Source organism: uncultured Maribacter sp., assembly GCF_963977385.1.
Taxonomy (GTDB): Bacteria; Bacteroidota; Bacteroidia; order Flavobacteriales; family Flavobacteriaceae; genus Maribacter.
Window position 1 is genome coordinate 115,589 of the sequence record NZ_CAXBOU010000010.1, and the last position, 26,157, is coordinate 141,745.

At 32.6% G+C, this 26,157-nt stretch carries 21 protein-coding genes; 9 read left to right on the forward strand and 12 right to left on the reverse strand.

What is annotated here, in order from left to right; all coding sequences use genetic code 11:
- Positions 1 to 31: 31 nt before the first annotated feature.
- The 3 genes from AAC084_RS12015 to AAC084_RS12025 are packed head-to-tail and all read right to left on the reverse strand — an operon-like array spanning position 32 to position 2,185.
- A complete protein-coding gene (locus AAC084_RS12015) occupies positions 32 to 1,120 on the reverse strand; it encodes a hypothetical protein (protein ID WP_339840443.1) in 1,089 nt (362 codons plus the stop codon).
- Positions 1,104 to 1,643: a hypothetical protein gene (locus tag AAC084_RS12020; protein WP_339840444.1), complete on the reverse strand. Its 540-nt coding sequence runs from the start codon at positions 1,641 to 1,643 to the stop codon at positions 1,104 to 1,106. The genes AAC084_RS12015 and AAC084_RS12020 overlap by 17 nt, the downstream gene beginning before the upstream one ends.
- Positions 1,643 to 2,185: an RNA polymerase sigma factor gene (locus AAC084_RS12025; protein WP_339840445.1), complete on the reverse strand. Its 543-nt coding sequence runs from the start codon at positions 2,183 to 2,185 to the stop codon at positions 1,643 to 1,645. The genes AAC084_RS12020 and AAC084_RS12025 overlap by 1 nt, the downstream gene beginning before the upstream one ends.
- Positions 2,186 to 2,506: 321 nt before the next feature.
- On the opposite strand from AAC084_RS12025, the gene AAC084_RS12030 reads away from it, so the two are divergent.
- Together AAC084_RS12030 and AAC084_RS12035 are read left to right on the forward strand one after the other, a co-directional pair.
- On the forward strand, positions 2,507 to 4,837 hold the full coding sequence (locus AAC084_RS12030) for a TonB-dependent receptor (RefSeq protein WP_339840493.1): 2,331 nt from the start codon (positions 2,507 to 2,509) through the stop codon (positions 4,835 to 4,837).
- Positions 4,838 to 4,840: 3 nt separating this feature from the next.
- On the forward strand, positions 4,841 to 5,686 hold the full coding sequence (locus tag AAC084_RS12035) for a DUF4249 domain-containing protein (protein WP_339840446.1): 846 nt from the start codon (positions 4,841 to 4,843) through the stop codon (positions 5,684 to 5,686).
- Positions 5,687 to 5,969: 283 nt separating this feature from the next.
- Here AAC084_RS12035 and AAC084_RS12040 read toward each other — a convergent pair whose 3' ends face one another.
- Positions 5,970 to 9,653, reverse strand: coding sequence for a hypothetical protein (locus AAC084_RS12040; RefSeq protein WP_339840447.1), 3,684 nt, complete (start codon positions 9,651 to 9,653; stop codon positions 5,970 to 5,972).
- Between the two features lie 154 nt (positions 9,654 to 9,807).
- On the reverse strand, positions 9,808 to 10,653 hold the full coding sequence (locus AAC084_RS12045; RefSeq protein WP_339840448.1) for a DUF1853 family protein: 846 nt from the start codon (positions 10,651 to 10,653) through the stop codon (positions 9,808 to 9,810).
- 293 nt (positions 10,654 to 10,946) lie between these two features.
- Here AAC084_RS12045 and AAC084_RS12050 point away from each other — a divergent pair, with 293 nt between their 5' ends.
- On the forward strand, positions 10,947 to 12,098 hold the full coding sequence (locus tag AAC084_RS12050; RefSeq protein ID WP_339840449.1) for a VWA domain-containing protein: 1,152 nt from the start codon (positions 10,947 to 10,949) through the stop codon (positions 12,096 to 12,098).
- 145 nt (positions 12,099 to 12,243) lie between these two features.
- A complete protein-coding gene (locus tag AAC084_RS12055) occupies positions 12,244 to 13,707 on the forward strand; it encodes an AAA family ATPase (RefSeq protein ID WP_339840450.1) in 1,464 nt (487 codons plus the stop codon).
- 75 nt (positions 13,708 to 13,782) lie between these two features.
- On the opposite strand, the gene AAC084_RS12060 is transcribed toward AAC084_RS12055, so the two are convergent.
- The 3 genes from AAC084_RS12060 to AAC084_RS12070 all read right to left on the reverse strand — a co-directional run bounded on the left by AAC084_RS12060 (position 13,783) and on the right by AAC084_RS12070 (position 16,754).
- Positions 13,783 to 15,276, reverse strand: coding sequence for a HAMP domain-containing sensor histidine kinase (locus tag AAC084_RS12060; protein ID WP_339840451.1), 1,494 nt, complete (start codon positions 15,274 to 15,276; stop codon positions 13,783 to 13,785).
- Positions 15,273 to 15,971, reverse strand: coding sequence for a response regulator transcription factor (locus AAC084_RS12065; RefSeq protein WP_339840452.1), 699 nt, complete (start codon positions 15,969 to 15,971; stop codon positions 15,273 to 15,275). The genes AAC084_RS12060 and AAC084_RS12065 overlap by 4 nt, the downstream gene beginning before the upstream one ends.
- A 300-nt stretch (positions 15,972 to 16,271) precedes the next feature.
- Positions 16,272 to 16,754, reverse strand: a complete 483-nt coding sequence (locus AAC084_RS12070; protein WP_339840453.1) for a hypothetical protein — start codon at positions 16,752 to 16,754, stop codon at positions 16,272 to 16,274.
- Between the two features lie 668 nt (positions 16,755 to 17,422).
- On the opposite strand from AAC084_RS12070, the gene truA reads away from it, so the two are divergent.
- Together truA and corA are read left to right on the forward strand one after the other, a co-directional pair.
- Positions 17,423 to 18,208, forward strand: a complete 786-nt coding sequence (truA, locus tag AAC084_RS12075) for a tRNA pseudouridine(38-40) synthase TruA (protein ID WP_339840454.1) — start codon at positions 17,423 to 17,425, stop codon at positions 18,206 to 18,208.
- A 34-nt stretch (positions 18,209 to 18,242) separates the two neighbouring features.
- Positions 18,243 to 19,337: a magnesium/cobalt transporter CorA gene (gene corA / locus AAC084_RS12080; protein WP_339840455.1), complete on the forward strand. Its 1,095-nt coding sequence runs from the start codon at positions 18,243 to 18,245 to the stop codon at positions 19,335 to 19,337.
- A 108-nt stretch (positions 19,338 to 19,445) separates the two neighbouring features.
- Here corA and cysM read toward each other — a convergent pair whose 3' ends face one another.
- Entirely contained in the window at positions 19,446 to 20,330 is an 885-nt protein-coding gene (gene cysM, locus AAC084_RS12085) for a cysteine synthase CysM (RefSeq protein WP_339840456.1), read from the reverse strand.
- The gene (epsC, locus tag AAC084_RS12090; RefSeq protein WP_339840457.1) at positions 20,323 to 21,114 is read right to left on the reverse strand and encodes a serine O-acetyltransferase EpsC; all 792 of its coding nucleotides are present in this window, start codon (positions 21,112 to 21,114) and stop codon (positions 20,323 to 20,325) included. The genes cysM and epsC overlap by 8 nt, the downstream gene beginning before the upstream one ends.
- A 94-nt stretch (positions 21,115 to 21,208) precedes the next feature.
- On the opposite strand from epsC, the gene AAC084_RS12095 reads away from it, so the two are divergent.
- On the forward strand, positions 21,209 to 21,889 hold the full coding sequence (locus AAC084_RS12095) for a DUF2461 domain-containing protein (protein WP_339840458.1): 681 nt from the start codon (positions 21,209 to 21,211) through the stop codon (positions 21,887 to 21,889).
- Here AAC084_RS12095 and AAC084_RS12100 read toward each other — a convergent pair.
- On the reverse strand, positions 21,881 to 22,285 hold the full coding sequence (locus AAC084_RS12100; protein WP_339840459.1) for a glyoxalase: 405 nt from the start codon (positions 22,283 to 22,285) through the stop codon (positions 21,881 to 21,883). The two genes, AAC084_RS12095 and AAC084_RS12100, sit on opposite strands and share 9 nt — an antisense overlap.
- A 277-nt stretch (positions 22,286 to 22,562) precedes the next feature.
- Between AAC084_RS12100 and AAC084_RS12105 the strand changes: the two genes are divergently transcribed.
- Entirely contained in the window at positions 22,563 to 22,967 is a 405-nt protein-coding gene (locus tag AAC084_RS12105; protein WP_339840460.1) for a hotdog domain-containing protein, read from the forward strand.
- On the opposite strand, the gene AAC084_RS12110 is transcribed toward AAC084_RS12105, so the two are convergent.
- On the reverse strand, positions 22,964 to 24,253 hold the full coding sequence (locus tag AAC084_RS12110) for a dipeptidase (RefSeq protein ID WP_339840461.1): 1,290 nt from the start codon (positions 24,251 to 24,253) through the stop codon (positions 22,964 to 22,966). The two genes, AAC084_RS12105 and AAC084_RS12110, sit on opposite strands and share 4 nt — an antisense overlap.
- Positions 24,254 to 24,396: 143 nt before the next feature.
- On the opposite strand from AAC084_RS12110, the gene AAC084_RS12115 reads away from it, so the two are divergent.
- Positions 24,397 to 26,157 carry an ATP-binding protein gene (locus AAC084_RS12115; protein ID WP_339840462.1) on the forward strand — a complete coding sequence of 587 codons (1,761 nt, stop codon included), beginning with the start codon at positions 24,397 to 24,399 and terminating at the stop codon, positions 26,155 to 26,157.

The window sequence follows — 26,157 nt, forward strand, 5'->3', positions numbered from 1 at the left end:
TATCTAACTGCAATTGAAAAGCATATCAATCTTAAAGCTCTTTCAATAAAACAACTCCCTTTTTACCCGAAATTAAAATTCGTCCTTGCCCATCTTTTCCATATACGGCTCTTATTTCACGTAACTTCTTGCCTTTATCCAACATTTTAGAATCTACATTGTGGAATGATTTTGGTAATCGTACCAATCCTTCTTCTAGTTTGGCAGAGAAGTCATGTGGAAAGTTCAAAATATTTATACTCACTTCAGATGATTCTTGTTCAATGGAAATTTTAGAATTTGTGGAAACGATATTTTCTATCCATAAATCCGAAATCTTTAAATTTAAATCAATGTCCTTTTTTAGGTGCCGTATACGTAGCTTACTAAATTTTATGTTGCCATAAAGTGTGCCTATTTCTTTGAAGTCTACTTCATCTTTATTGGAATAAAATTCTAAAGATTCAGCTTGTTGTATATCTATGTTACTTCCGCTACTATTAAGGCGCATAGTATTTGCGTGGTCCATATCTAAACCACCATTGCTAATATCTAAATTGGCGTAGTAGATATTTTTAGCTCTCAATTTCCCATATTTCATGTTAATATCAGCTTTGTTTAAATTGTCATTCATCCACATGTCCCCATGTTGTACATCTGCTTTTAAAACGCCTACCCAATCTTCAATAAATACATCACCGAATTTATTAATGATTTCCAATTCTGCCTTTTTGGGTATATAAACCTTGTAATCGATTTGAACATTGCTTCGGTCAAAATCAAACGGATTCGCTTTTTCAAATAGGTTAGAAAAGAATCCGGAGCTTTTCTCGCCTATTTCATAATTAACTGAAATATACTTATCGCTTCTTCTTATAATCGGTTTTATTCGGTCTAATAAATCATTAGCATTTTCCTTTTTCTTATCGGTAACGGTAATATTTACGGTTATGGAGACTTCATCTTTTGTCCATCCGTAGATATTAATATTGCCATATTTATTTTCTAAATGTAACTCGCCGGCATTACTGAACGGATATGTTTTGGTAGTTTTTTTAGACACCTTTTCCTGCGCCATAGCAGCAAAGCCAAAGACTATCGCCGCAGCAAAAAGAAGCAGTCTTTTATAAAGTATATCCATATTCATCATCTTTAAGTTTTGACTCATTTAGTTGTCGCAATAGGTTCTCTATCAATTCTATGCGCTTTCTATAGTTTGAAACAATGGCTTCTAGCACCAATTGATTATCAAGATTGTTATGCATTTCGAGCCGCAGTACCTCATATTCTTTATCTAATTCATCTATAAAGGATAGAAACTCAGTTTTATCCGATTCTGATAAATGTTCGTTTTTCTGTATCAATTGTACTTGGTAAGAAACCAAGCCTTTGTAATGCATATCTATATCACGCAATTCTTGTGATGCATATCTATCTTCATTCGAAGCTGTACCAATCAACGAAATACCCAGTATACCGCCCATACCCAATAACAGGAGTATACTAGCCGCGATTTTAAAGAGGGGTGATTTCCATAACGGAATCGTTTTTCTCTGCGTAGGACCAAGTTCTGCCTCAATATTCGCCCATAGTTTGGCGCGGTCAGCTTTTTGGTCATTAAAGAACGCTTTGTTCTCTTCTATATGTTTTTCAAATTTGTCCATTACAACGTATTTATAATTTGAACTAGTTTCTTTTTTGCCCTGTGGTATTGTGATTTTGAGGTAGATGTTGAAATACCCAGTACTTCCCCAATTTCCATATGATCAAATCCTTCTAGTAGGTATAGATTTATAATTTGCTTATACCCAAGAGGTAATTTTTCAATACCAGTTTTTATTTTTTGAAGTTCCAACGGTACTTCATTTTCAATTTCCGCTTCGTCAGCAAGGTGATATTCGTGATCCTCCATCGTTGAAAGTGATAGTCGCTTAATTTTTAGATGATTAATACTTTTATTAATCACTATTCGTTTAAGCCATGCCCCGAACGTGCTTTCATATTTAAAACTATGCAGGTTTTTAAAGGCATCAACAAAGCTTTCTTGCACAATGTCTTCAGCATCTTCTTTAGTACCTAGAAATCGCAAGCCGATATTGTACATCGCATCCACATAGAGCTCGTACAGTTTGTACTGCGAGTTTCTGTCGCCTGCCTTGCTACTTTCAACAAGTGACTTATGCGTAAAACGAATATCGGTTTCCAATTAATTTAAGAGGGTTGATTGTACTCTAAATCATAGTTCTATTACAAAGACAAACAAAAAACGATAGGGTTGCATTTAGAGAGAATTATTTTGTCACTAAAGTATACATTATCATAGTATTTTTGCGCTCTTAAAACTTGAAGTCTCACAGTGTTATTATTTCCTTAAAAAATAAAATGGATGCAACCTTTTCAAAATTCACTTGTCAATAGGGTGTTCATCATTCAAAATAAAATACATAAAATGATTAAAAAGGAATCGATTAGGTATTGGCAACAACGGCTCAATACCATTACAAGTTTGCTGTTGTTGCTAATATGCATGCAGGGGTTTGCACAAGAAAACTATACCGTTAGTGGTAAAATTAGTGATATAGAAAATGGAGAAACGCTATTTGGAGCTTCTGTTTTTTTAGAAGGAACTTCTATTGGGGTGGTCACCAACGAATACGGATTCTACTCCCTTACCGCTCCACAAGGTGAATATCGCTTATTGATTACCTATATGGGCTATTCTGATATTAAACAGGCTATCAACCTCAATAAAAATCAACAATTCAATTTTGAAATCTCTGAAACATCGACCAAGCTTGATGAAGTAGAGGTTACAGCCGACGAGCCTGAAAGAGCTATTTTACGTAAGCCAGAAATGAGCGTGCTTAAAATGAATATCGAAACCGTGAAACAAATGCCCGTGGTTTTGGGCGAAGTCGATATTTTAAAGTCGTTACAGATGCTACCGGGTGTTACCAATAATGGTGAGGGCACAGGTGGTTTTCATGTTCGTGGTGGTGCGGGTGACCAAAACTTGGTGTTATTAGATGAGGCTATAATTTATAATACATCACACATGTTCGGCTTCTTTTCGGTATTCAATGCCGATGCTATTAAAGATGTGAAATTATATAAAGGGGGAATACCTGCGCGATATGGCGGTAGGGTATCTTCGGTACTTGATGTGCGTCAGAAAGACGGAAATAGCAAAAGGTTTGAAGCTACGGGTGGTATCGGTATTATTTCGAGTCGTCTTGCCCTTGAAGGTCCATTGTTTAAGGAGAAAGGTTCTTTTATAATTGCTGGTCGACGTTCGTATGCAGATGTATTATTAAAGGCTTCAGGGAATGATAATAGTGTTAGCTTTTACGACCTGAATTTAAAAACGAATTACAAGATCAATACCAATAACCGACTTTATCTTTCTGGTTATTTTGGTCGTGATGCTTTTGAATTAGGAGAGAATTTTAGCAGTAGTTATGGCAATTCTACCGGAAATTTGCGTTGGAATCATATTTTTAATGACCGCCTTTTTTCGAACCTTTCGGCAGTCTATAGTAAGTACGATTACGATTTGGGGATTACAACGGCGGAGTTCGACTGGGTGTCTTCCATTACCAATTACAATCTTAAATATGATTTAAAATACTATTTCAGTGACAAGTTTAAACTTGATTTTGGAGCTAGCGGAATTTATTATGATTTTGACCCAGGGGAGATTAAACCTACTTCTGAAACATCTGCTATTAACCCGTTAATCTTAGACCAGAAAAAAGCGTTGGAAAGTGGTGTTTATGTCAATGCCGAACATAAATTGACCGATAACTTAACGGCGCAATACGGGGTACGCTATAGTGCCTTTACCAGACTTGGTGGTCAACCTATGGTTGAATATGCCAATGACCAACCGGTGGTCTATAATTCAGAATTGGGTATTTACGAGCGCGGTACGCCAACGGGGGAGATCAATTATGAAAAAGGAGATGCTATTGAACAATTTGGCAATTTAGAACCTAGGGCTTCTTTGGCCTATACTTTGAACGATAATTCTTCATTGAAAGCTGGTTTTTCTAGAGTTGCCCAGTACATTCATTTACTATCGAATACTTCATCTGCTACGCCTTTAGATGTTTGGGCGCCTAGCGGACAGTATATTAAACCGCAGTTGTCCAACCAATATGCATTAGGTTATTTTCGAAATTTCAAGGATAAAGCGTATTCGATGGAAGCGGAAGTCTATTTTAAAAACACCGATAATAGAATCGATTATATTGATGGGTCTGATTTAATCGGGCAGAATACGATTGAAACGGAAATACTGACCGGAGAATCTAGAGCGTATGGTCTTGAATTATTGTTCCGTAAAAATGAAGGGAATTTCACAGGATGGATTGCCTATACCTTATCAAAATCAGAACAACGCACGCCCGGGGGTACTGCTGGCGGATTAGGTATTAATAATGGAGCATGGTACAACACACCGTATGATAGAACCCATGATATTTCAATTTCAGGATCCTACAGATTAAACGATAAATGGAGCTTTGGTACCAATCTCGTTTTTCAGACTGGGAGACCGGTGACCTACCCAAATGGGCAATATGAATATGAAGGAATATCTGTGGCAAGTTATGCCGATAGAAATTCAGACCGTTTGCCGGCGTATCACCGTTTAGACTTATCCGTTAATTACAAACCGAACCGTAAGCCCGAAAGTAGATTCAAAGGGGAGTGGGTATTGGGCGTGTATAATGCTTATAACCGCAAAAACGCGGCATCAATTTCCTTCGGGCAGAATATAGAGACCGGAGCCAATGAAGCTACCAGAACCGCTATTTTCGGAATCGTTCCTTCATTAACCTATAACTTTAAATTTTAAGAAATGCGCAACTATATAAAAATCACAGCACTACTTTTTATATCCTCACTAACCTCCTGTAGCGACGTTATCGATGTTGATGTACAGCAAGGCCCCACACGATTGGTTATTCAAGCTTCTTTAGATTGGGAGAAAGGCACCAATGGAAATGAGCAAGTGGTATACCTGAGTACTTCTACCGATTTTTTTGATACGACCAGCAACACTGCGGTTACAGGAGCTTCGGTTGCAGTGACAAACGATACCAGTGGCGCTGAATTTATCTTTACAGACCAAAATGATGGTTCGTACAGTACGACTGAATTTGTACCTGTTTTGAATCAGTCATACTCAATGGTAATTGTTCATGATGGGGAAACATATACCGCACAGGAAACTCTAATGTCGGTTACTGATATTACACGTTTATACCAAGATCGTGAAGATGGCTTTAATGATGAAGAACTAGAACTGCATGTGGAATATACCGATCCGGAGGATGAGGAGAATTATTATTTATTCAAATTTCAAAGAGAAGGAGATTTATTACCACAATTTGAAGTTGGGGATGATGAGTTTATTAATGGGAATCAAGTGGATGAGTGGTTTGAACTTGATGAAGATGATGATACTGAAAAAATAGATGTGCTCGTGCCTGGTGATGTGGTAACGATTGAAATGTACGGTATTTCAGAAGCTTATTTTGATTATATGGATATTCTAATTGACCAAATTGGGGGTGTAGGTATTTTTGCAACCACACCTGTGGCAGTAAAAGGAAACTGCATCAACCTCACAAACCCTGATAATTATGCTCATGGCTACTTTCGTTTGACCCAAGTAAATAGGGAGCGTTATACGTTTGAGTAGAAGATATTATATATACTTATTGGAATTACGAAGCCCTGAGAAATTGGGGCTTTTTCATTTTGATTTAGTACCTAATTTTATAAAAAACTAATATTTAAATAGTAAAAACTATTGTTGGCTATTAATATTATGAAGTATTAGGGTTAGTATAAGAAATGTAGTGGAGATGATAAGCACTTTTGTTTCGGTTTATTATTTAGCGGACTTAATTATTAGCACAGAACTTTTGGTTAAACACATATGCCCTATGTTTTTTACCTCAGTTCTTTGTTAGACACAGTTATTATTTCCTTTTATGGTTAACCCTTAAACCAAATAATCCATCAGAAAAACTTGAAATGTAATTTTTACGTTTCAAATTTGTCAATAGTTCTCGGTTGTCAGGAGTGTCTTGAATTTTTGCCCTTTTATCTCTATTTGTGATTTTTGCATAACTGCTATCTAAGTTGTTTAAGAATTTTACTATGAAAGTTTCATCCATGCTAAAAAGATTCATGTTGAATAATTTAATTCTATTAGAAATCGATACACTTTTGTTTATGATTAAATCTTTGAATAGGAACTCATTTATTCGAAATGAACTATCATTTAATATAAGTTCACTTATTAATTTAAAATTTTCAAAGTTTGATGAAATAGTATCATTAGTACAAGTCTCTAAAAATTTGGTTTTTTCCAAATTGTTAAAAACAGTAGATCTTAATATTTTTTCTAAATCATTTGCATCTAAAACAAGTTCATCCATTAGTTTTATATATACAGACTTATGTGTCTCTAACAGAACAATACTTAAGGTCTCATAGTTTTCTTTTAAACTATTAAAACTTTCAATTGTTGGACTGATTATTCTATTCTTGATTAATGAATGAACTTTTTCTTCATCAAGTTTATCAATATTTAGTCCGCTATACCGCCAAGGAATTGAATTTGTAATTAAATCAAAAGGTTTATTTTCGATATTGTTTGATAGGATTAAAAGTTTACAGAATACACCAAAAATGTTTTCATCATTAACTTTAGTTGGTATTTTTATTTTTGCTAATTTATTTGAATTTTCTAAATTATTAATAAAGTCAATAGTTGAGTCTAATATTTTATCTTCAGACTTTTTGAAAAAAAACAATAAGTTTTCCCATGTAGGTTCTATCTTATTATTATCAATAATATATGGCAACAAATCAATATCTTCAATAAGTGAAATATCAGAGACTTTTGTAACTACTTTTTTAATGACTTCTTTTTTAAGTTTTAAACTTAATTCTGAATGATTTAATAAACCTAAATATGTTTTTTCTTCCTCATTGATATTAGTATCAAGCTTTAAGTAAATATTTTTTATGTAGTTATTTATGTTAGCTTCTATATAATTAATAAGACTATCAGATTTTGAATTTTTAAGAGAATAGTAATTAGAATTGTCAAAACTTACTTGTTCAAATTCACCATATTTTTTTACAATTTTACGAACTATTTTTTCGTGAAAATCATAATGATTATTCTCGTAAATAAAGTCTAAAATATTTTCTGGAGAATTTTCAAAGTCTAAATCAGTAAATTTTAATTGTAAAGCTGTGATAATATTTATTAGTTTATCACTGTTTGAAATGATGTTTAAAATTTGAAGGTCTTTTGTTAGGTTATTTTTTAGATTAGATTGTTTATCAATTTTAATAATAGATTCAATATCTGCATATTCTATGATGTATTTTAATATTTTATTTAATTGTTCATCAGAATGCGTTACATCATTTAGATAATATCCCCAAATACTAATCCAATATTTACATAACGTTTTAATAAATAGGTTTAAATTTTCTGTTCTTTCTATAAAGCCATTTATGAATAGAATGGAAGTTGAGGATTCATCTTTTAACTTGGTGAAAATATATTCTAAAGGAATCTTATTAGTTTTGTGGTTTTTAAGTAAAAAATCTAATAAATAATAATTCAAGATAAGTTCAGAGTTAAAATCAATTGGGTTTATTTTTGAAATTATTTTATCAATTTTTGAAAGTTTATAGTCAAACTCTGATTTTTGTTTGTTTCTTACATTGATAATAAATTTATGGTCATTTCTTGTTATACTCCCTTCATGAAACAAGGAAATGTAATCAATATAATCTTCTGATATATATCCATTTCTAATTAAAGTTCTGATGAAATCTTCATCTAATTTTTTGTTGATATTTAAATCAATTTCTTTATTTGATTGTAATAATTCAGAGATTTTTAAATTTCTAGTTCTAATTTTTTGTTTCTCTAGTTCTTGTATTTCTTTTCTTAAATAGTTTGATTTGTTTGATTTTATATCATGTATTTCTTGTTCTAAAACATCATATGATTTTTTTGGATTTACTTTACTTTCTATTTTTGAAAATAGAGTAGGGACTTTCATTATTTTATAATAGATAGAATAATTGTGACTTGGTGTAACTTTTTTATAATATAAATCATCACTTTTTAAGTACTCAAAATTTTCATCTTTTAATATGTCATCAATAGAAACATCATTACTGTTTATAATAAAAGTATTAAAGTTGTCTAATGTTTCGATTGTTCGAATTATATATAATTGGCGTAGTTCTTCAATACTTTTAAAGTTTACTAATTCGAGATTTTGAATTTTGTGTTTCAAAATTGAAATTTCTTCTTCTATTCGATTGACTTCTTGATTTACGTATTTTGATTTAGTGTTAAGAATATTATACAAATGACCTTCATTTTTACTTAAGGAAACAAAATCATTAGGGTATTTATTTTTATAAGTAATAATTGCAAATAATTTATCTTCATTTAATGGAGTTTCTCCTTGTTTTACTTTATACAAGTAAAATTCATTAGCTACATTATGAAGTAAGCGCATATCATCTATAAAAAAGGATATATCATCAATAAAACTTTCTGTTAGGTTGTATTTATATTTTTCTTTCTTACGAAGTAAAATTTCACTTGAATTTGATGAGTTAATTACTGGAATAACAGGAATTATGAAGTCAAAAAATTTAATTCTTTCATTGTCTGAAAACATATCATCTCTTACAGCATATATAAAAGTGATGTTTTTCTTTTTAGTTTTTTCGGAGTTGTTTAATAGAAGGTTAATTTCCCTAAGCTTTGTGAAAATTTCAGTTTCTTTAAAACGGTCAAGGTCCTCTATGATTACGACATTATAAGGTCTTATTGTAAAGAAGTAAAGGATTTCATCTAAATGGTGATTTAGTATTGATTTATTAATACTTTCTCCAATTCCAATCTCAGCATTTTGAAACTTAAGTTTGTTTATTGTTACAGAACTAATAATTCTAATGGATTTATAAACCAAAAAGAAAGCACCAATTAGAATTATTAATATGCTACCGTAGTGCAATGTGTCACAAGTAATAGTACTTAATGGGTTATCTTTAAAAACACTTTGGATGAGATAAGGATAAAAATAATTAAATAAAGCAACTATGAATAGTAAAATCCCTAATGAAGTAAATAAAAGCTTTTTGCCACTATAGCTTTTAATTTTCTTGAATCTTGAATCAGGAATATTTTTATCTTCTTCGTGATAAAATATTTGTTGTAAAATACTTGTCTCTATTAATCTTAAAAGGTCTTCTTTATCTTTTTCAATAATGTTTCCATCTTTATCAAATTTTAGTTTTTCTTCTTTGAATGTTGCCAAAGAAATATTAAGAAATTTAAAGTCAGTTCCTTTGTAATTCTTTCGAAAAGTTTTCAGAATTGTACTTTTACCTGACCCATATGCCCCTGTAAGAGCTATGTTCTTTATGTCTTCGTCTTTACGATTTTCAAGAGCCCATTGCAAAGCATTTGAATAGTGTCCTTTATCGTCACCATTATCCATTGGAGAAAGAGATGAGTAGTCTAATTCAACTAGGTTTTTTTTAGATAGTTTAAAATGTAATTCTTCAAGTTTTTTTGAAGCAATTAATAAGAAATCACGTATTTTTTTTTTCATAGATGGTTTTTGACATAATTGCTTACAGCGTGCAGATATGTGTACAATTACATATATATCTATTTTAAAAGTAATCTAATTTATAAGTACTAAATAACCTACTTTTCAACAGTTATAAACATTTGTATTACACGAATGTTCTCGAAATTTAAGATTACCACCACACCACAAAAAACTTCTCATATTTGGTGTCACTTTTTTTCATCCAAACTAGGGGAGAGTTTTGTTTAAGCAATTGTTGTTCTATAATTAATCGTGTGTTTGTATGAGAAGTCCAACTATTGGTAGCGTCAGGGTTTAAAACCCATTCGCTTTTATTAGGGATACAGAATTCATTTGCTGTAAATGAATCGCTAGTAAAGTCTGACAATCGCAGCCAATAACCAACAATACAATTTTCGTTTAATGGATTTAGTTGTATTGTGTCTATTTTATAGGGTTTAAAGAGCTGTGCCTTAAAACATGTTTGATGTACGAGGTTGGATGCATCAATCTCTAAGTCTGCCAGTGCTTTAGTGCCCGCTTTAGTATGTAAAAGGGTGAATTGTTTGTTCTTTATTTTTTTCATTTTCATAAAGAAAGCATCCCGTTTGTTGGGGCCTATCAATTGGTGCAGAGGTTCAGAAATATCAGTATCTATTATATAGAATTTATAGGTCAATTCTACATGTATGATTTGTTCGGTGGCAACATCCTTCAGTATAAAATCAATTTCTCCTAAAGTTTGTTTCCCTTCCCGAATGGGCAAATTATAAACTAGCACTTCATACTGCGAAGAATGGTCTAATAACTGCTTACAGACATTTTCCATTTGGTGTCCCAATCGTAAATTTTTTGGAATTGGAGCAGGGGAGAAGTCCGACAAATCCACTGTTGGAAAATCAAACTGTGCTATTCCAAATTGTGTTTGTTTCCATATAGACGGTGTATTTAAAAAGCCTTTGAATTGGTTGATAGTTGTTGGTTGTTGGTTGATGGTATTTGTTTTAATATGTTGCACTTCGGCTTCGCTCAGTGACCAGGCTATTTATCATTTGAAAAGGATTAAGTCCGGTAAATGAGCGTAGCCGAAGTTACTTTAATTTTCATTGATTCAGTAATACGTCATTGCTAAACAAACAGATTGTTTCGTCGTTGAAAAAGCTTCGCGAAATGACGCTGTAGTCGATACTTCGTTTAATTGTACTGTTCGAACAACTAACAACAATCAACGAACAACCAAATTCTTAAACAACAACGTTAACATTTCCTAAAAGCCACGGGCATCCAACCGAAATGTGTTAATTTTATACTATGGCAATGAATGTAAGAAATGGTTTTCGTTTCGAAACCTACGAGGCACCCGAACAGTCAATATTTGATAAACTTTTTGATATTTTTCAAGAGCTCATTACGCATACATCTGGCGATTTTGAAGAGGCAATAGATTGGTTGCGCGAGTTGGACAAAGAATATGAATTGACCACAGAAGAATATACTATTGATGATTTTATTGAAGATTTAAAGGATAAGGGTTATATACGTGAAGAATTTAAAGATGGCGGAGGTGATGGTGAAGACGGAGAAGAAGGATCAGGCGGTGGAGATATTTCAATTACCGCAAAAATGGAACGTATTATTCGTAAGCGTGCATTAGACCAAATATTCGGAAAAATAAAACGAAGTGGCTCTGGGAATCATAAAACGGGTAAATCTGGACAAGGTGATGAACACACCGGAGATTTTAGAGAATATCGCTATGGTGATGGTTTGGAGCATATTTCAATGACCGAGAGTCTTAAAAATGCCCAAATTAATCATGGTATAGGAAGTTTTCAACTAAGTGAGGAAGATTTGGTAGTTGAAGACACGCAACACAAAGCCCAGATGAGTACGGTGTTAATGATTGACATTAGCCATAGTATGATTCTATATGGTGAAGACCGAATTACACCTGCTAAGAAAGTGGCGATGGCGTTGGCAGAACTGATAACAACACGCTACCCAAAAGATACCCTCGATATATTGGTTTTTGGTAATGATGCATGGCCAATTCCTATTAAAGATTTGCCCTATTTAAAAGTAGGACCTTATCATACCAATACGGTTGCGGGACTTCAATTAGCAATGGATATGTTGCGCAGAAAACGAAATACCAACAAACAGATTTTTATGATTACCGATGGTAAGCCTAGCTGTTTGCGCATGCCTGATGGTACGTATTATAAAAATAGTGTTGGATTAGATGATTTTATTGTAGAGAAATGCTACAATATGGCACGCCAGGCACGAAAGCTTCATATTCCCATTACTACTTTTATGATTGCTCAGGACCCCTATTTAATGCAATTTATTCGTCATTTTACAGAGGCAAATAAAGGCAAAGCATTTTTTACGGGACTTAAAGGTTTGGGTGAAATGATTTTTGAAGACTATGAAACAAATAGAAAGAAGCGATTGAAGTAGTTGTTCGTTGTTGGTTAACATTCGGATTAAATAAAAGTATTGAACAGATAAGATTGAAAAATTAAAGGAAAATAATATAACATTCAAAGGTTGAAAGAGGTTCGGTGATACCGTCAACAAATAACTATCAACCATCAACAAATATATGAAGCATACAGAAATAAAAACATTAGGCCAATTAGTAAAAGCCGGATATCAAACCAAAAAAATAAAAGATGAGCTTAGGGATAATCTTCGTGAGAATATAATAGCTGGGAAAGATTCATTTCAAGGAGTTTGGGGTTATGAAGATTCCGTTATTCCAGAATTGGAACGTGCTATTTTATCGAGACACAACATAAACCTTTTAGGACTGAGAGGACAAGCGAAAACTCGTTTGGCCAGATTAATGGTTAACCTTTTAGATGAGTGGATCCCGTTTGTAGAAGGTTCTGAAATTAATGATGACCCACTTAAACCAATGTCCCGCTATGCTCTTGAGCTAATTGCGGAAAAAGGAGACGATACTCCGATTGCTTGGTTACATAGAGATGACCGATTCTTTGAAAAATTAGCTACACCAGATGTTACGGTTGCTGATTTAATCGGTGATGTAGATCCTATTAAAGCTGCGAATTTAAAATTTTCGTACGCCGATGACCGTGTGATTCATTTCGGAATGATACCGCGCGCTAACCGCTGTATTTTTGTGATTAACGAATTGCCCGATTTACAAGCGCGTATTCAAGTTTCGCTATTCAATATATTACAAGAAGGTGATATTCAAATTAGAGGTTTTAAGTTAAGACTGCCGTTAGACCTTCAGTTTATTTTTACTGCTAACCCAGAAGATTACACCAATAGAGGTAGTATCGTTACTCCATTAAAAGATAGAATAGGGTCACAAATTTTAACGCATTACCCAGACGATATCGCAACTGCACGTAAGATTACGGAACAAGAATCTAAATTAGATGCTCGACAAGTTGAAAGTATTTATGTACCCGATTTGGCAAAAGACTTATTAGAGCAAATTAGTTTTGAAGCTCGTGAAAGCGAGTATGTAGATTCAAAAAGTGGTGTAAGTGCACGAACAAGTATTACGGCTTTTGAAAACCTTTTAAGTACAGCGGAGCGTAGGTCTTTGTTAAACGGGGGTGATCATACCATGGTTCGTTTAAGTGATTTTCTAGGAGTGATACCTTCTATTACTGGTAAGATTGAATTAGTTTATGAAGGAGAGCAGGAGGGAGCCGACGGAGTTGCAGGTATTTTAATCGATGATGCTGTAAAGTCGCTTTTCCCGACATATTTTCCTAAAATTAATAAGTTGGAACGTAAGGATGAGGAAACGGTTTACGATGAGCTTTTGCATTGGTTTTTTCAAAGTGAAGGTTTTGAACTGATGGATGATTTTACAGATGAGGAATACAAGCGAGCGCTTGATAGTATACCCGCATTGAATCAATTGATAAAAGAACATCAGCCAGATTATAACGAAAAGGATGTTTATTTCTTAAAGGAATTATTGTTGTGGGGTTTAGTCTCTTACAAAAAACTGAACAAACAACGGTTCACTGATGGTTTTGAATTCAAAGACCTCTACAGTAGTTTCTTAAAGGATATTTAATAAATCCGTACTTATATAAAAAAAGCCCTTTCAATTTTGAAAGGGCTTTTCTTTTTCATAGCAATATTAAATTCTTTACACTTGATAGGTAGGTAGGTTAAAAATAAACGAACTTCCCTCGTATGGTTTACTTAAAACAATAATAGTGGTGTCATGTAAGTCCATGATTTTTTTGACTATTGCCAATCCTAAACCAGAACCTTGCTTTTGAGTATTCTTGTTTACTTGTTTGTAACGGTCAAAAATAAATGGCTGTTCGTTAACAGGGATACCGCTTCCGGTATCTGTGATAATTATTTCAATGTTATTTCCTTTCCTCAATAGTTTCAACGTTACCTTTCCTTCAGCATCGGTATACTTAATAGCATTTTCAATTAAATTCTGTAAAGCTCTTTCCACTAAGCCAATGTCAGCGAATACCATGCAATTATCTTCTGGGTTCTCTAGTTGTAGATTTATCTTCTTTTGTTCTGCCAGAACTTTGAATTTTGCGATAAGGTCATGTGATAATTCGGTAATAGAAAAGGGTTCTTTTATGGGAGTTATTTGCTCCGCTTCTAACTTAGAATAGTCAAATAATTGGTTGATAAGATTAGAAAGTTTATCAATATTAGAATGCGTAATTTCCAAATATTCCTGCTTTTGATTTTCGGTTAGGGAATCTTTTTTGATTTGAAGTGTTTCAATATACCCCTTTAAAATCGCTAAAGGTGTTCGTAAATCATGAGACACATTCGCAATCAACTCCCTACGGAGATTATCAACAGATTTCATCTTATTCATGTTGCCAACAATGCTATCTGCCATTTCATTAAAAGAAGTTGCTAAAACTTCAATATCAGATTCTTCAGGATTTTCAATTCTTATATCTAAATCTCCTTCTTGAAATTTACGTACTGTTTGGGTAATCACCCTAAGATTTTTAGTTAAGAACCAAATACTTAGCATGGCAACAATAGCGGCAAATAGCATAGTTAATAGTATAGCTCCAATACTTAATTTAGTGAAGTATTGACCAAATAAATTGTCCCTAATAAGTTCTAATTGTTTGCCAGCAACAATGATATAAATAAAACCCTCATGACCGTTAATATCAAAAGGTGCCGCTGAAAATATATTTTGCTCACCAGGGTTCAATGGGTCATCACCTACAATATATTTGGTACCTTTTGTTTTGATAAAGTCTTGTATTGGCCCTAAGGCTACTGACTTGGTAGGTTCATTTGAATTGTGCTCTAATACTACGGAATATAAAATGTCTCCTGATTTATTCAATAAGTACACTTCAATACCACGGTTAACCGCCATCATATCATGCATTAAATCTCCAAAAAGTTCTTTATTGACGCTTCCATCTTCTAAAAATGGTGCTGCATTTTTGAACTTTTCTTGAATTACATGTTCCGCTACATTAGCATTAATTTGTTGTGTAATGGCTTGATTATAGTTTAAGGTTAAATACCCAGTTATGAAGATATAAGAAGCAGCCATCAATATGATTATGAATATAAATGCTATCCATAATTTTTTTATTAACCTTGGTGTAAGGGTCTTATGCTTTTGTATCATGCAATAATCTCTTCATTAAACTTATAGCCAACACCCCATGTAGTTAAAATATAATTAGGATTGGCCATATCAGATTCAATTTTGGCTCTTAACCTATTAATATGTGAATTAACGGTATGTTCATAACCCTCAAAATTATAACCCCAGATAATATTTAGTAGTTCTGTTCTTGTGTAATTTCTACCTGGGTTCGAAGCCATTAATACCAACAACTCAAACTCTTTTGGGGAAAGCTCTATTTTATAATCTCCTATAACCACTTTACGCTTATCGATATCGATAGATAAACCTTCTGCAGATATCATAGAAATATCTTGTGGTTTTGGTTGTATCTCGTTCGTTCTTCTAAGAACAGCTTTAATTCTCGCTAATAGCTCCCTTATGCTAAATGGTTTGATCATATAATCATCAGCGCCGATTTCTAAACCCAATACTCTATCTATCTCTTCTGACTTTGCAGTAAGCATTATTACAGGTGTATTTTTATTTGCACGTAATTTTTTGCAAACATCAATACCATCTAAAACAGGTAAGGTAAGATCTAGGAGTATAAGATCATAATCATTCTCTAATGCTAAGCGAAGACCTAAAGCACCTTCCATCGCCTTTGTTGTCTGATAGTTAATATCGGTTAAATGAAGCTCTAAGAGCTTTATAATTTCTGGATCATCTTCAATAATTAGGATACGTTTCATAGTCAAGTACGAATTAAAGTAAAAAGTATCACAGAAAAATCACATCAATATTTAAAATGCTATAGTCTAAAAAATACTCACTTTGTTTAAGTCGTCGTTTTAATAAATTATTACAAGACCTTTTACATTTCTTAAATCATAAAAAAATATAACTGAGTGGTCTAAATATTAGACTAAAGCTAGCATATATGGATAGCGGAATATAAAAATATGGCCTGATACTTTTAACAGACAAAATTATAAACCAAAAAAAAAGCCTCGGTAGTATTTACCGAGGCTTTTTGTTTTCTGTTTTTTTATTTATTTCCAGTGATCTACATGTTGATTCATATCATCGAAAAGATATGTGCCTACAATCTGTTTTCTGTAAGCTATTGCTAAATATGTAAGCAAAAGTAACAAGGTGTATAATAGAAATATAAAATATCCTATTGGTAAAAAGGTACTTGGTATTAGGTGATTATCGAAGTCGTTATAGCTCAATAAAATGATAAATGTTTCTACAAGTTTGTATATATAAACTAAAGATATAATGTATAACACATATTCGAGAGTACGCATAGGCGGGTCGCTCAATTCATCTTCTTTTATCTTAAACCATAAAACGTAAAGAAATACAATATGTACAATTGACAGAATAGGAAATATGTAATTGTCAATTTTAAAAAAGTAAAACTTATTAGTGTAAAGTCCGTAAAAACTAAAAATATTTAAAAGAGCCAATATACCAACGGACAGAATTAATGTGCGTTTCCATGTTAGTATTCCTTTAATAAAATTCATATAATTAGATTTCATGGTCTTTGATAACCATTTGTTTTCTTTCAAGAACGGGTATGTATACTCTTTATTTTAAACAATTCGACGAACGGTATACTTTGTTGTTCAATACCTTAAATGTAAACTATTCATCGTTTTGTTATTGAGTACTTTACAAATAGTAATAATATGGTCGTTAATGTAATTATGAATAATGGCATCGGCATTAACAAATTCTTCATACCCAAAAGTAATATTGCATTTTTAATAAAATAAAGATATGACATTTGTATAACTATGGCTAGCAATGGTTTATGTCCAAATGTATACACTCTTTTATTTCTAATCATCCATAGAATAGTAGCCGTTACCCCTGAAGCAACATGTATACCAAAAACTATAATAACCCAACTAGGGCTATTTTTATGTAAGCATCTCTAATGTTCATTAAGGTTATCGAATATTTCATTTGCCATAAATAATTTATAGTAAAACGGCAAAAGAGTTGTATTGCTGCATACTAAAGTAAAAACGTAAATGACTTAAAACCATTTTGGAGGATCTTCGACATAATTTCAAGTAATTAATACCACAGATAATGGATAGGTATAAAAATTTGCATAAAAAAGCAATGTCAAGAGTATCTTAACAAAATACATGAGTTTACGTGGATTGTATTTATTTTTACAATCATGAAGATTCAGCGATTTTGCTATTTAGTGCGTTTACAATATTTGGGATTTAGATTTAGTGGGTGGCAGATTCAACCAAAACAACGCACAATCGTTAGTATGCTGAACAAAACCTTCGAATTTATATACCCCGAGCGAAACTATAAAATATTGGGTGCGGGTAGAACAGATGCTAAAGTATCTTCTTTAGATGGGGCTTTTGAATTATTTTTAGAAGACGAGTTACAAGATTTAGAAGGCTTCGTACTTAATTTCAATAAAAATCTACCATCAGATATTCGTTTACTCGCCATAGAACCGGTTAGTCAAGATTTTAATATAATTAAGGATGGTAAAACTAAAGAGTATTATTATTTCTTTTCTTTCGGATGTAAAAATCATCCTTTTAGTGCTCCTTTTATCACTAACTATATGGAAGAACTTAATTTGGATACCATGAAGCAAGGTGCTGAATTATTTGTAGGAAATCATGATTTTTCAATTTACACAGCAGGACTAAAACCTAACACTAAAACAGTTCGTACAATAGACTCTTGTTGTATAGAAAAGAATGATGTTTTGACTGCAAATTTTTTTCCAGAAAGTAGTTTTATATTAAAAATAAAAGGAAAAGGTTTTATGCGATATCAAATACGTATGATCATGGGTGTCTTGGTTCAATTAGGCAAAAATGAACTTACGTTAGACGATATAAAATTATCTTTGAAAACAGGCTCCGATTTAAAGTTGAAAACAATTGCTCCTGGATCAGGATTACTCTTAAATGAGCTGAAATTCAATGATTAAATAGGAGTTTCATTATATTTAAATAAAATAGTTTATGGCTACAAACAAAAAGCTAAACTTCCCTAAAAGAAAGAAAAAAAAGTCTCGCCAGCAGAACAAAATGGGGAAAGCGCCTGGTACTATTAGTTATATGGGCGATAAAGAGCGTAGTGATAGTATTATTTTCAGTACTACCTATGATGTAGATAATTTTGAAACGAAGGAGTTTGCTAAGTTAGATGAGTTTATTAAAGAAAAAAAAGAGGGAGTAATATCATGGGTTAATGTTGTTGGTATTTCTGATGAACCTTTTATAGAACGTCTTGGTAAACATTTTAATTTAAATCCTTTAGTACTGGAGGATATAGTAAATACAGAACAACGCCCAAAAATTGATGAATATGATGATTATATTTTCGCAGTTTTCAGAATGTTATATATATCTGAAGAAGATGAGATAATAGGGGAGCATATTGCCATTGTGCTATTAGAAAATACAGTTTTAGTATTTCAAGAAGTAAGAGCAGATGTATTTAACGGGCTAAGAGATCGTATAACAGGTAAACTTGGTCGTATTAGAGCAAGAGGCGCTGATTACTTGTTTTTCGCGTTACTAGATGCTATAGTGGATAACTACTTTTTAGCTATCGAGAATTTAAACAATAGAATTGAAAGTTTAGAAGAAGAGGTTTACAACAATCCTGAACCTATCGTTGCTAAGAATATTCAACAATTAAAAAAAGAAGTACTTAAGATAAGGCGTTGGATTTATCCTGTAAAAGAATTGATCAGTAGATTAATTGATTCTGAAAACCCTTTAATAACTAAAGACACTAAACTTTTTTTAAGGGATGTTCACGATCACACCATGGAAATTAATGAGAGTTTACAGATATACCGTGAAATGTCTATGAGTTTGATGGAGATGTATATGAGTAATATGAGTAATAAAATGAATGAGGTCATGAAGGTTTTGACCATTATGGCTTCTATTTTTATTCCGCTAACTTTTATTGCAGGTATTTATGGAATGAACTTTGATCACATGCCAGAATTACATACTAAAAACGGATATTACTACGTATGGGCAGTTATGATTGCTCTTTTTATAGGTATGATGTTTTATTTTAAAAAGAAAAAGTGGTTGTAAAATTTAGCTTTGCAATACTCATTAAATAAAACATCTTGTTTAATATAACTATGAATATAAAAAGAGCCAATTTTGGCTCTTTTTATATTTTGTAGTAATAATTAAGTATTAGTCGAATAGCTTAGAAGACAAATATCTATCGCCTCGATCACAAACTATTGAGACAATTACACCATGGTCTAATTCTTCAGCTAAGCGTAAAGCCACGGTCGCAGCACCGCCACTACTCATTCCCGAAAAAATACCTTCCTCTTTGGCAAGTCTTTTGGCCATAGCCGTTGCTTCCCCTTCGTTGACTTCCATTATTCTATCTACTTTTCTGGCATCGAAAATTTTAGGTAAATATTCTTTAGGCCATTTACGTATACCAGGTATACTAGCGTTGTCGCTAGGTTGTACGCCTACAATTTGTATATCATTGTTCTTTTCCTTTAAGAAAGTTGAAGTGCCCATAATGGTTCCGGTAGTACCCATAGATGAAACAAAATGAGTTACTTTGCCATCTGTATCGTTCCATATTTCAGGACCTGTAGTTTTGTAATGTGCTTTCCAATTATTGGGGTTTCCAAATTGGTTCATCATAATGTAGCCTTCGCTAGCAACTTTACTTTCTGCATAATCTCTGGCACCTTCTATACCTACATCCTTAGAAGTCAACGTCACTTTTGCACCATAGGCGCGCATTGTTTGTACTCGTTCTATCGTTGCATTTTCAGGCATTACTAATTCAATATCCAATCCGTAAATACCAGCTATCATGGCCAAAGCAATGCCAGTATTGCCACTAGTAGCTTCAATTAGTTTATCAGTTGCACTGAAATCTCCGCGCTCTAAGCCGGTTTTAATCATATTATAAGCAGCACGGTCTTTAACGCTACCGCCAGGGTTATGACCTTCCATTTTAAAATACAGGGAAACATTAGGGTTCGTATTAAGTACTCTCGATTTTACCAAAGGGGTATTACCAATAAGTGAAAGTATAGAATTAGACATGGGGTAAAGTTTTAATTTTAATTTCTGGAGTGTGAAAAACAGTAGAATTAGGAGGAACAGAAGTCGTAATCCAAGCATTTCCACCAATTACACTATTTGCTCCTATAATTGTGTTACCACCTAAAATAGTTGCATTTGCATAAATTGTAACATTGTTTTCTATGGTAGGATGACGCTTAGTTTTTTGGAGGTTTTTGGCAACAAAAAGGCCACCTAAGGTTACCCCTTGATAAATTTTTACATCATTCTTTATTACAGCAGTTTCACCGATAACAACACCAGTACCATGGTCTATGTGAAAAGAATTGCCAATTTTTGCGCCAGGATTAATGTCAACCCCAGTTTGCCTATGTGCATACTCGGTCATTAACCTTGGTACAAGTGGGAAACCAGATTTATATAATTCATGTGCTAAACGATATACCGATATTGCATAAAAGCCAGGATAAGCCATATATACTTCCTCAATAGACAATGATGCCGGGTCACAATTTACGGTTGCTTCAGCATCAAGGTTTAGGCTTTCTAAAATTTGCGGTAGCTTTTCTACATAATTCTCCCATACCTTCTTACAGGGCTTCTCACTCTCCCAGCAAGCTAAATCTACAAGTTCGTCAAACTGTTCTTGAAGTTTGCCTAGATTGTCTGCTACAGGCGTTTCTATATCAAAGAGCGTGTAAAAAAGAAGATCTGTAAATTTCTCTACATTCCTTTTTAAACGAAATCTTAGATTAGGTTGTTTTTTGTGAGCATTAATTTTTTCGATTATTGATCGATGGTCCATGGTTCTACATTAGTTAGTCAAAATTAACCAAATAACTAAAAGTACTTCTTATCTATTGGTTAACTTTAGCTTAAAATCACAAGAGCTAGGTCGTATGTTAGAAACGAATATTACAAAGAGTACCTTCCAATTTTTAAATTCACTTAAAAAAAATAATAATCGAGAGTGGTTTGCCGAACATAAAACAGATTTTACAACTGAGTCAGATAAGGTCAAAAGCTTCTTTAATAATGTACTTGAAAAACTGAAAATTCATGATGAAATTGAACGCCTAAAGGTTTTTAGAATCTATAGAGATGTTCGTTTCTCTAAAAATAAAACGCCTTACAAAAGTAATTTTTCAGCTTCGTACGCTAGAGCTGGTCAACATCGTCGTGGAGGTTATTATTTACAAGTAGAACCCGGTAATAGTTTTATAGCTACGGGTTTTTGGAATCCTGAAAAAGAGGATTTGTTACGAATTAGAAAAGAGTGGGAGTTAGACACAGCAGAATTGGTTGCTATCATTGAAAACCCAAAATTCAAAAAAGTGTGGGGTCAGTTAGTAGGTGAGGAGTTAAAAACCGCTCCGAAAGGGTTCGATAAAGAGGACCCAAACATTGAGTTTATTAGAAAAAAGCAATTTATTTTTATTAGAAAATTTTCAGATAAAGAGGTTTTGTCAAATGATTTTATTGACCAAATAGATGAAAGTTTTAAAATGATTAAACCCTATTTTAATTTAATGAGTAGTATACTAACCACTAATTTAAATGGAGAATCGTTATTAGACTAGTTCAAATTTATCAAAATATTGAATTTGATCTTGTAATCGTTTAATAACCATATTCATCATGCGTTTATTTAAAGCAGATGAATTTTTAATATACAGTTCATACTCTTCAATAGTGAATTGACCAATGATAAAACCTTTTAAGGAATTACGGAATTTAATATCTTTTTGAATGGATTTCGTAATATAATTCATACGTTTTTCAAGCTTATGCTCATAATACGTATTCTTCATTTTTTTGATATAATTTTGAAAAGAGGCTAATAATAAATCGTTCTGTAATTTTAAAATAGGACGTAAGGTCTGGTTTTGAAAACGTTCCTCTTCGGTCATATTCGGAACTATTTTAGCGGAAGAAATTAAAGGGCGTATCGATAGTAATTTCTGAGATCTGTCCATTTTTTCTATGATTTTATTTAAAGATACATATTAGACAAAACCCATATGAAAAGCTAATAATAAGTTTTTAACCTGTTATGAACAAAGGTAGTACCGTTTCTAAAAATCTCTATTGTAATTAAGAAAATAGTAATTACGTCAGGGTCATATTATCAAAATGTAAGTAAAAGATTATACAATCATTACTATTGATAAATCCATTTGGCTTCTTCTAAAAAGTAGTATAATTCTTATTTTTCGGTATAACTTTGCGACATAAATTTTCAAATTTAAGACTATGAGATTTCATACTAGAAAATTAGTTAAGCCTGGCGATTTAAATTCAAATGGCACTTTATTTGGAGGTCGTTTATTGGCATGGATAGATGAAGAAGCGGCTTTGTATAGTATCATTCAATTAGAGAATGGAAAAGTAGTGACAAAATATATGTCAGAAATAAATTTTATGAGCGCTGCCAAGAAAGGTGATGTTATTGAGATTGGTATTGAAGTTGTTAAATTCGGTAAAACGTCACTGACATTAAACTGTGAAGTACGTAATAAAATGAACCATGAAACTATTGTCACTGTAGACAATATCATTATGGTAAACTTAGGTGAAAACGAAAAACCAGCACCACACGGTAAAACAAAGATTGAGTTTGTAAAAGACCGTTTGGCCGCTTTAGGAGAAGAATATTAACTATCCCCTATTTTCTTAGCTATGGCTTGGACTTCATCGAGTACTCTTAACAAGTTACCACCCCATAATTTGGCAATTTCTTCGTGGGTATAACCACGTTCTACAAGTTCTAGTGTTACATTGAATGTTTCTGAAGCATCATTCCAACCTTCAATTCCACCTCCGCCATCAAAATCTGAACTTATACCAACATGGTCAATACCAATTAATTTGACCATGTAATCTATATGATCTACAAAATCTGCTACGTTAACTGCTGCAGGTGCATCTGTTTTATCTTTTACCAACTCTTTACCAAGTTTAAGCACCTTTGGGTAATTCTCCATAAATGCTTCTTTTTCTGCCTCAGTTAGGCTAGAGAATTGAGAGCGCTCATACCAATCAATACCTAATGAATCTGCTACTTTCTGATAAATCGATTTCATGTATGCAGCTCTAGCATCGTGTTTCTTTGTATTTAAATAAGAGCTAAAAGCGACTGTTTGAACAACTCCGCCATTTTCTTTCATCAACATTAATTGCTCATCATCTAAATTTCTACTATGATCACATAATGCTCTAGCAGATGAATGGGAAGCAATTATTGGTGCTTTTGAAAGGGCTATCATTTGTTTCATTGCCTCTTTTGACGGATGTGAAACATCTATCATAATACCGAGCTTATTCATTTCAATTACAGCTTCTTTACCTAAATCACTTAATCCATTATGTAACCATTTATCATCAGCTTCTCCTGTATTTGAATCTGAAAATTGGCTATGACCATTATGTGCTAAAGAAATATAGCGTGCACCTAAATCATAGTATGTCTTAAATTGACTCATATCTTTGCCAATGGGGTATGCATTCTCTACTCCAATCATTGCTGCTTTTTTTCCAGAACCAATAATTTCCCTAACATCAGAAGATGATAAAGCCAAACCAATTTGGTCAGGGGCAATTTCTTCACAAAGCTTGTGTATGGCATCAAATTTCTGCAAAGCATTTTCTTTTGCTTTTGCATAACCTTCATCAGTGAGTGTATCTTGACCGGTATAAACGATTAGCCATGTAACGTCTAAACCTCCATCTTTCATTTTTGGTAAGTTAACCTGAGTTTCTAGGTTTTGAGTGTAATTAACGCTATCGGTAAAGTTCTTGATATTGATATCGTTATGTGTATCAATTGTAATTACATCTTCATGAATTCGTTGTGCTTTTTCAATCGTTGTTTCTGTTGAATTTTCTTTCTTTTCTGAACATGAGAAAGCCATTAAAAAACACATAACATAGATAAACTGCTTCATAAAATCGTTTTAGACCTACAATTTAAGTGTATTCACAACAAATAACCAACCCTTGCAAACATTTTATTGCTGACACGTGTATAATGGCGCATTTTTAAAAACTCTTAAGTAAGAATAGGTAAATAATAAAAGAATAGCATTTTATGTCCATTTCAAAAACTACAGATTTACTTGGTCAATTATCTCAGTTAGAACGCTCGGTAGGTGAGTTCTCTTTTGAGGAGTTAAGTGCCGATGAAGCTAAGGCGTTAAAAAAATCATTTAACACCTTTAAATCTAGTTTGGAAAGTAAAATTTATTCTCCTAGCCAAAATAATACCATTTCAGAAAAAGCGGAATCTGTGGTTGTAGATAAACAAGAAGTATCGCAAAAACAATTTATGACTCATGTAAGTCATGAGATTCGAACTCCTTTGAACAGCATAATCGGTTATGCTAACCTTCTGAAAGAAGAAGAATTAACATCTAATCAGCATAGAAAAGTAGAAGCTATTCAATTTGCTTCAAATACATTATTAAAGCTTATTAATGAGGTATTGGATTATTCAAAAATATCTTCTGGCAATACAAGTTTTGAATCTATAGATTTTAAACTACATGGTTTACTTAATGATGTTATGTTCTTATGCGAAACATTGCTTGTTGATAGTCAAGTAGATCTAATTATTGATATAGATGAGAATGTGCCAAAAATAATAAAAGGGGATCCTTCAAAACTTTCACAAGTTCTTTTAAACCTAGTCGGTAATTCTATCAAATTTGTAAACCATGGTTTTATAAAATTGGGCGTTTTTGTTAAGGAACTTAATGAAAATGATTACGTATTAGAATTTTCTATAATTGATACAGGAATTGGTATTTCAAAGGAAAAGATAAATTCCATTTTCGAACGTTATTCGCAAGCAGAAAAAGACACATACATTAAATATGGTGGTACTGGACTAGGATTATCTATTACCAAAGAAATCATCGAAAAACAAAACGGAGAAATAAATATAAGTAGTGTTGTAGGTAAGGGAACTACCGTCTCTTTTACACTACCATTTTCTAAAGGAGATTTAAATAGTCTACCGATTGAACAAGAAAAAAATCTTGATGTTGAAGAAGCAAAAAAATTATTAAAGGGTGCCGAAATAATGGTATTTGAAGATAATTTAATGAATCAACATTTAATATTAGAACAGTTGACCAAATGGGGCTGTAATGTGCATACTAATGTAACCTTAGAAAAAGGGTTGACCATATTAGCTGCAAAAAATATAGACCTGATTTTGATGGATTTAAAGATGCCAAATTTAAACGGATTTGAAGTATCTAAAGCCATTAGGTCAAATGAGAATGCGTTTATCAGAAATACACCAATTGTAGCTTTCAGTGCTGATTTTACAGAACAAGATGGTAAAGATTGTGAGTCAATAGGAATCAATGATTTTCTATTAAAGCCTTATACATTAAATGACTTAATGTCCATTATTTTAAAAAATAAAAGAAAGAATAAACTAACTGAAGAGTTTGGACCAATACTTCAAAAACAAATGATAGAACCTAAAGAAACTACTGTTGTTGACCTAAATAGTCTTTTAGATGATTGTTTTGGTGAATTAGAGATGTTAAATGAATTGATTAAACTTTTTAAGACGAATGTTCTTGAGTTTATCGGCAATGTTACAATTCATATAAAAACAGATAACCTTGTCGAAATTGCATTTTCTGCACATAAACTCAAGGCAAGTTTTGCGATGTTAAAAGCTAATGGTATGCGAAACTTAATTGTAGAGTTAGAGGCTAATTGTAAAGCAAATGAACCTAGCAAAGTCAAAGAGTTATATGAATTGTTTTTAAACGATTATCCTTTATTAGAGAATAATTTAAATATTGATTTAGAAAGATTGAATAAACAGTAA

What these genes read in the sequence shown, in the direction of transcription:
- cysM (WP_339840456.1), bottom strand. Translation starts at nt 20,330, where the DNA reads ATGTCTAATTCTATACTTTCACTTATTGGTAATACCCCTTTGGTAAAA.
- AAC084_RS12030 (WP_339840493.1), top strand. Translation starts at nt 2,507, where the DNA reads ATGCAGGGGTTTGCACAAGAAAACTATACCGTTAGTGGTAAAATTAGT.
- corA (WP_339840455.1), top strand. Translation starts at nt 18,243, where the DNA reads ATGGCTACAAACAAAAAGCTAAACTTCCCTAAAAGAAAGAAAAAAAAG.
- AAC084_RS12055 (WP_339840450.1), top strand. Translation starts at nt 12,244, where the DNA reads ATGAAGCATACAGAAATAAAAACATTAGGCCAATTAGTAAAAGCCGGA.
- AAC084_RS12020 (WP_339840444.1), bottom strand. Translation starts at nt 1,643, where the DNA reads ATGGACAAATTTGAAAAACATATAGAAGAGAACAAAGCGTTCTTTAAT.
- AAC084_RS12060 (WP_339840451.1), bottom strand. Translation starts at nt 15,276, where the DNA reads ATGATACAAAAGCATAAGACCCTTACACCAAGGTTAATAAAAAAATTA.
- AAC084_RS12070 (WP_339840453.1), bottom strand. Translation starts at nt 16,754, where the DNA reads ATGAATTTTATTAAAGGAATACTAACATGGAAACGCACATTAATTCTG.
- AAC084_RS12050 (WP_339840449.1), top strand. Translation starts at nt 10,947, where the DNA reads ATGGCAATGAATGTAAGAAATGGTTTTCGTTTCGAAACCTACGAGGCA.
- AAC084_RS12105 (WP_339840460.1), top strand. Translation starts at nt 22,563, where the DNA reads ATGAGATTTCATACTAGAAAATTAGTTAAGCCTGGCGATTTAAATTCA.
- AAC084_RS12015 (WP_339840443.1), bottom strand. Translation starts at nt 1,120, where the DNA reads ATGGATATACTTTATAAAAGACTGCTTCTTTTTGCTGCGGCGATAGTC.
- AAC084_RS12035 (WP_339840446.1), top strand. Translation starts at nt 4,841, where the DNA reads ATGCGCAACTATATAAAAATCACAGCACTACTTTTTATATCCTCACTA.
- epsC (WP_339840457.1), bottom strand. Translation starts at nt 21,114, where the DNA reads ATGGACCATCGATCAATAATCGAAAAAATTAATGCTCACAAAAAACAA.
- AAC084_RS12115 (WP_339840462.1), top strand. Translation starts at nt 24,397, where the DNA reads ATGTCCATTTCAAAAACTACAGATTTACTTGGTCAATTATCTCAGTTA.
- AAC084_RS12040 (WP_339840447.1), bottom strand. Translation starts at nt 9,653, where the DNA reads ATGAAAAAAAAAATACGTGATTTCTTATTAATTGCTTCAAAAAAACTT.
- AAC084_RS12100 (WP_339840459.1), bottom strand. Translation starts at nt 22,285, where the DNA reads ATGGACAGATCTCAGAAATTACTATCGATACGCCCTTTAATTTCTTCC.
- AAC084_RS12065 (WP_339840452.1), bottom strand. Translation starts at nt 15,971, where the DNA reads ATGAAACGTATCCTAATTATTGAAGATGATCCAGAAATTATAAAGCTC.
- truA (WP_339840454.1), top strand. Translation starts at nt 17,423, where the DNA reads ATGAAGATTCAGCGATTTTGCTATTTAGTGCGTTTACAATATTTGGGA.
- AAC084_RS12110 (WP_339840461.1), bottom strand. Translation starts at nt 24,253, where the DNA reads ATGAAGCAGTTTATCTATGTTATGTGTTTTTTAATGGCTTTCTCATGT.
- AAC084_RS12095 (WP_339840458.1), top strand. Translation starts at nt 21,209, where the DNA reads ATGTTAGAAACGAATATTACAAAGAGTACCTTCCAATTTTTAAATTCA.